The 6,000-nt window shown below is 56.7% G+C and carries 6 protein-coding genes and 1 pseudogene; 3 read left to right on the top strand and 4 right to left on the bottom strand.

The features are described from left to right. Both FEAC_RS12690 and FEAC_RS12685 read right to left on the bottom strand, forming a co-directional pair. Positions 1 to 483, bottom strand: a pseudogene (locus tag FEAC_RS12690) (hypothetical protein); the annotation flags it as partial. Between the two features lie 337 nt (positions 484 to 820). Further along, entirely contained in the window at positions 821 to 1,582 is a 762-nt protein-coding gene (locus FEAC_RS12685) for a N5-glutamine methyltransferase family protein (protein WP_052566381.1), read from the bottom strand. A gap of 368 nt (positions 1,583 to 1,950) precedes the next feature. On the opposite strand from FEAC_RS12685, the gene FEAC_RS12680 reads away from it, so the two are divergent. From FEAC_RS12680 to FEAC_RS12670, 3 genes are all read left to right on the top strand, one after another. After that, positions 1,951 to 2,421, top strand: coding sequence for a hypothetical protein (locus FEAC_RS12680; protein ID WP_152623248.1), 471 nt, complete (start codon positions 1,951 to 1,953; stop codon positions 2,419 to 2,421). A gap of 247 nt (positions 2,422 to 2,668) precedes the next feature. Further along, a complete protein-coding gene (locus FEAC_RS12675; protein ID WP_052566379.1) occupies positions 2,669 to 3,154 on the top strand; it encodes a hypothetical protein in 486 nt (161 codons plus the stop codon). A gap of 384 nt (positions 3,155 to 3,538) precedes the next feature. After that, positions 3,539 to 4,684 (top strand): alanine racemase, encoded by a 1,146-nt coding sequence (locus tag FEAC_RS12670; protein ID WP_052566378.1) that lies wholly within the window; start codon positions 3,539 to 3,541, stop codon positions 4,682 to 4,684. A gap of 254 nt (positions 4,685 to 4,938) precedes the next feature. Here the strand turns inward: FEAC_RS12670 and FEAC_RS12665 are convergent, their stop codons facing one another. Together FEAC_RS12665 and FEAC_RS12660 are read right to left on the bottom strand one after the other, a co-directional pair. After that, positions 4,939 to 5,136, bottom strand: coding sequence for a hypothetical protein (locus FEAC_RS12665; RefSeq protein WP_035391204.1), 198 nt, complete (start codon positions 5,134 to 5,136; stop codon positions 4,939 to 4,941). Further along, complete coding sequence (locus FEAC_RS12660) at positions 5,133 to 5,699, bottom strand: hypothetical protein (protein WP_035391206.1); 567 nt, start codon at positions 5,697 to 5,699, stop codon at positions 5,133 to 5,135. Before FEAC_RS12660 ends, FEAC_RS12665 begins: the two co-directional genes overlap by 4 nt. Positions 5,700 to 6,000: the final 301 nt, after the last annotated feature.

The raw sequence follows: 6,000 nt of genomic DNA, 5'->3' as shown, positions 1-6,000 counted from the left end.
GGTGTAGCCGAGATAGTGGAAGCGTCCGATGAGCTCATTCCATGTTGCGGAGTCAGAGCGGGTATCGACCTTAACAAGTGAGACAGAGTCGAGCTCGCCAAGCGAGCAGGCCAGCACGGGGCCCTCTTCGATCGTTGCCTCCAGGTGCCTCCTAGGAACTGGCTGTGGCCCTGTGGGTGCAGGTAGGGTAATAAGTCCGTCAGCCGCCATCTTGGCGAGTGCGACCCTCGCTGACATATCCTTTAACCCACCGTCTGGCTTTGTCCACCCAAGGGATCGACAGAGCGCCCGCGAGATTGATGCCCGGGTAGGATACGCCGGGTCCAAACAGAGGGTGCGCACTATCTCCATCTCCACCTCGGTGAACTCCCGGCCAACATAGCGGTAAAGAGAACCGTCTGCGCTCTTCGATGCCTGCCTACTGTTAGCCGCCACGCTCTCGGTGACGATACTCTCGCTGGATGGTTGCCCGATCTGGTTCACAGCACCAAAGCTACAGGACTTTCTAGCGTGTGTCCAGCCGGGGGAGCCTTCACTACCGGCATCCGCTAGAACGTATGCAACCAGAGCCCGACTGCACCTTGGACGTTCCTCGGACAGAGACACAACGAAGCTGCTGTCCGAGACGCGCTACGAACCCTTGAACCGCTTCGCCCTAGCGACCGAGAAACACTTCCCTCGCAGCTTCACCCGACCGACTCTCGGTGGTGACCTGAATAGTTACCTAATTTCTAGCCAAGTGGTGGATGATTAGGCGCGCCGCTTCACCAACGGATAACACCTTATGAGACGATCTCAGCTTGACGGCCGTCCATGGCCGCTAGATAAGCTGGGCGCAGACACCGCGGAGATCGCCATCTTCGTCGTGCCACGACGAGAAGCTATCAAAGCCAGCGAAGCGCAGTACAGGCTCCAACATGCGGTCCTGCACTCCACCGACTTCAGCCAGAAACCAACCGCCAGCATGTAAGAGGCGCTGGGCATCGAAAACACTGCGACGTAGCTGTGTGAGTCCATCCGCTCCTCCATCGAGCGCGAGGGTGGGCTCAAAGCGCTGGACGTCAGCGGGTAAAAGGCGAAGCTGCTCGGTGGGGACATAGGGAGCCACCACCGAAACGACGTCGAAAGCTCCAGAGTGCAGACTCGATCCAAGTTCGCTCACTATGGCCTGGACGCCATTACGTCTAGCACAACGAACAGCACTCAGATTCAGGTCGGTCCCCACTACCGTCGCATTCGGCGCCATCTGGCCCAGATAGGCAGCGATTGCGCCAACTCCGGTACAGAGATCCGCCGCGCATCCGTCACGGGGCAGGCGTTCCGCGGCGCGTCGAGCGAGCTCTTCGCTTTGTAGCCTGGGAACGTACAGCCGCTCATCGACAAGGATCGATAGGCCACAAAACTCGATACTCCCAAGGATCCAAGCCAACGGCTCTCCGTGTTCACGCCGTGTGACCCATTTCGCCAAAGTAGCTTCATCAGGAGCGGCTGCTAAAAGGTCACTGGCCTCTTCATCAGCCGCCACACAACCGGCACGCACGAGCCGCGCATAGACCTCGTCGGCGAGGTAATCTAGCGGCATGACCTCAGTGTATCGAGTGTAGACGACGCATCCAAACCTCTCCATTCCACAAACACTGTCATGGACCATGACGAGCAACTTAGGGCGCTTACTACGAAGGACTCTATTCTCGGTCGAATGTCGAATCCTGCATAGCCCTAGGACAGTTTAGAGTTAAGCAGTGACTCCGGCCAGATGAATCGACTTTCGAGCTTGACACCAAAGATGACCTAGATCGAGTGTCGCACTATACATAGATGCTAGGCGTGCCACATCCATGCAGAGCGAGAGGTGGCGTATTTGTGTGGATCCGACTTCACCTCGCAGCTATACGTGCGGTTGAGAGCCAGCAATCCACTATCCTTCGAACCATGGGCAACCAGGGAGCGATGACGCGCACAGCTTATCGGTATGGCTTGGTGGCTCTACTTGCCACCGCGAAAGCTTTATCTAGCCAGCTCTCTAGTGACGTTCGCCACAGTGGGCGACAGACGATAGGTGCCGTGCTAACGTCAGACAAAAGCCAGCATCGATCGTGGAACGCACTCATGGACAAGTGCATTGGCAAGAAGCTTTTAGTCATCGCTGTATCGCTCTTGACGCTGGAGACCGTCGTCGTCGCACGGCGTAGGGGTTCACTCTTCGAACTCGACACCGTGGTGCAATGCAGGCATGGCCATCGGTTCACCACTTGGTGGATACCAGGCGTGTCGTTTAAGGCACTTCGCCTCTTGTGGTGGCGGCTACAGTACTGCCCCGTAGGAGAGCACTATTCGGTCGTCACGCCGGTAGCGATCACTGCCATAGCAGATGATGAGCTCCGACAAGCGCAGGATCGCCACGATATTCGAATTCCATAGGCTGGACACGGCCAACTCTCAACCCGCGTATAGCTTTGCTATCATCGGCCGACCCTCGCTCGTTGTGGCGCCCGGCCTTGGGCCACGCACGCATGGTCACTTACTGCCCTCGCACACTCGATCAAGGGCAGATATCGATAACCATGGACTAAACGGTGTCCAAGCACTACTCTTGGATTCATGTCGCCAATAACAGGTTCAGGATACACGCACGACCAGTATCTGCGCGGAAAGGAGCACAGCACCCATGGAGGCTAGAAACCGATCACGAAGATCAGCTAAGGCGGCGGGAAGATCGCTCGAAAACGACCTAGTTGAGCTGTTTCATCGACATGGATTAGCCGCCATCAGGTTGGGGCTTCAGGGCACCCAGGATAGAGGTGACATCAAGGTGGAGCTCGCACCCGATCACGTTTTCGAGGCCAAAAACTGTCGCACCCTGGCCCTCACCCAATGGTGGCGAGAGGCCCTGCGAGAGCGCGACAACGCACAAGCTCGATTTGCATGGATTGTCCACAAGCGTCATGGCGTGAGCGATCCATCTGAACAATGGGTCACGGCGACCACGGGCCAACTCGCCGAGATGCTAGCCGAGATTGCAAGTCTCCGATATCAGCTGGCCAACTTAGCGGCTTCTGTGAACGACTCCAGTATGGCGAACGACGAGTCGCTCGCTCGTCAGCCTGCAAGCGACACCGCTGAAACTCTAGCTGCATCCAAATCGACCGGGTAGCCATCAAGGTGTTGGAGGACGAGTGGCAGATCTCCGATTTTGGCACCCCCTGCGAACTCGGTCACTGGCGAGCAATCCGTTCATCCTTTATGCACGTGATCGGAGCTCACTAGACGCCGATCCGCTGCCATACTCACCAGCCTGCTGCCGTGACAGCATTGTTTTCGAACCGCAGTGGCTGACCACTGGACGGAACGGGTTCACCTCGAATCATCACTGCCCTATCCAGCAGTTGTTCACGGGCGAGCATAGCTTGGCCAGTTTCCGCGGTGAGCGCCATCCTCGTTCATTCGCAGAGCTAGGATCGTTAGAGACGATTAACGGATGCACCCCTTAGGTCACTGAGATGTTGAATCTATTCAGAGCCGATCTCAGCTACCCGTAGTGAGTCTGCACCTGAGGGCACACTCGACAACGATCAGGCCGCACTGCAAGGAGGTAACTATCATCTCTGAGACCTGGACTTTAGATGACATCGCGACACCGAGCCTCCTCATAAACCTCGATGTAGTAGAGGCGAACCTCACACGCATGGCTGACTCCTTGCATTCCCGACATATCGCACTTCGGCCGCACGTCAAGACGCACAAATCAGTAGATCTCGCTCGACTACAACGTGCTCTCGGTGCAGATGGGATCACCGTGGCTACGATCGGAGAGGCCGAGGTATTTGTCGCAGCTGGGTTTGACGATCTCTTTCTCGCTCTCCCACTCTGGACAACACCAAGGGTGGCAGCGAAGCTAGACCGACTCTCCAAGCTTGCAAAACTTCGAATAGGCGTCGATTCACTCCGTGGTGCTCAGGCTCTTGCCACACAGTTACGCGCGCCAGCTGAGCTTGAGATCATGATCGAGATCGACAGTGGGCAACACCGAACCGGCACTCAACCAGATCAGGCGGGCGAGTTAGCCGCCGGTTGCCAATCGCTTGGGCTACGAGTCGTCGGAGTCTTCACCCATGGTGGCCACAGCTATGCTGGTGCCGACGCGGTCAAGCGCGCTGCAGCAGACGAGATGGCTGCGCTCGAGATTGCCAGCAGCAGCTTACATGCACACGGGGTAGAGGCAAAGGTCCTCAGTGCCGGATCCTCTCCTACGGTCGATAATCTCGGCGGTACCGTCACTGAAGCGCGGCCAGGTACCTACATCTTCAACGACCGCCAACAGGTTGCCCTCGGCGCCGCCACACCTGATCAGCTGGCTGCCGTGGTCGCAACTCGAGTGATTAGTACGGCCGTTCCAGGCCAGTTTGTCATCGACGCGGGCAGCAAAGCGCTCACCGCAGAGAGGTCCGCACTCCTTGACGGCTTTGGTGCCATCATCGAGCTTGATGGAGCCATCGTGACCAGGCTCTCAGAACATCATGGAGTAGTAACCTATCAAGGGACTCCCCCACAGGAGGGTACGCTACTCCACGTCATTCCCAACCATATCTGCACAGTCGTAAACCTTTATGACCACTTCGAGGTATCGAGGAGCGGCCAGACAAGCGACTCAATCACCATCGACGCCCGCGGCCATCTCACCTGAGCGCAGCTATCTGTATTTGGACACTCGACTATCTAAAGCCCGATCGTGTTCACAGCTTATCAACAGCGACCCGACACGCTCTGAATCGCAGTCGGCAAGAGCGACGACTGGCCAGGCGATCAAAGCCCAACCGCGCTGATCATACTAACAATGCCAACTAGCCCTCGCGTGCAACACCATATCGTACGCAGACAAACCACTCTGCTCGCCGAAAGAGGCAATGCCATCCCAGCTGAGCGTTCAATCTGGAAGCGTCATGGGTGTTGGCAAAATAGATGCCAGCCGAGCTCAGCCCATCCGGCCAACATGATAGCTCGCCCAAGCCAGGAATCGAGGAAGCCAAAGGCTATCATCTTAACCGTCGGGAGTCGACCGGAGCTAAGTTGGGTGACGGCGATCCAACCGACAATCAAAACCGCCAGCGATAGCCACACCAGTTGGCCGAGACTCACGACGCCTGATCTCCTGGCCCAGCACGCCCAGTGTCACCGGTTGGTGGTTCTGGAGAGGTGGGGACCTTACACCCAACATGAGAGCGATTCGCCAGCACAAAAAAACCACCCAAAGCCAACCACGTAGCGACTAAAACCGATCGTCCTAATGCAAAACGACTTACCCGTCCGATCAGATAGCTAAGCGTAGGTAGCGAATGCTGCTCGAGCAAGAAGCTGTGGAGATCCCATCCTGCGACCGCTAGCACCAGCACGATCCAGATTAGAGCTCCAACAATAGCGACTGGTGGCCTGGTTGATGGTTGCCTGATGGTTGCCACGACCCGCGACAACCAAACGGCAGTAGACATGGGTTGGCGATGACGGCCAGCCAGTAACGCGAGTGCGAACATGACTACAATCGCGATGAGGATACTGATGTGCGCAGCTTGGCTTGGCCAACGTAGGTGTCCCTCCCAGCATGCGAACAGAAGCCCGAGTACTCCGCAGATGCCTCGATAGCGGTAACGCTTGACCAGGTTTTTGCGGTTCCGCCATCGGATCAATTGATCCTGATCGTGCATAGTGCAGAATCTAATCGGAAGATAGCGAGATCGAACTCGCAGACAGGACTAGAGGCTGACTGTCGAGCAAGAGCTAACGAGTGGTCAACCGTTCCCACTCCAACTTGGCCATACCAGTGCCGACCAGGAGGATTCAAGCAGGGCAGCTAGAGGAGGAAACATACGAACCAGCAGAGATAGAGTTTCGAATCGTTCACCAAAACCGACATCCTCTAGGCGATATTGGGACCGACAAGCTCCATACTGCTGCAACATCTAACACTTGACACTGTCTTTTTCCTTGGCCATCGGAGCTTACTGG

The organism is Ferrimicrobium acidiphilum DSM 19497, from assembly GCF_000949255.1.
Taxonomy (GTDB): Bacteria; Actinomycetota; Acidimicrobiia; order Acidimicrobiales; family Acidimicrobiaceae; genus Ferrimicrobium; species Ferrimicrobium acidiphilum.
This window is presented reverse-complemented; position numbering and strand designations above follow the sequence as displayed.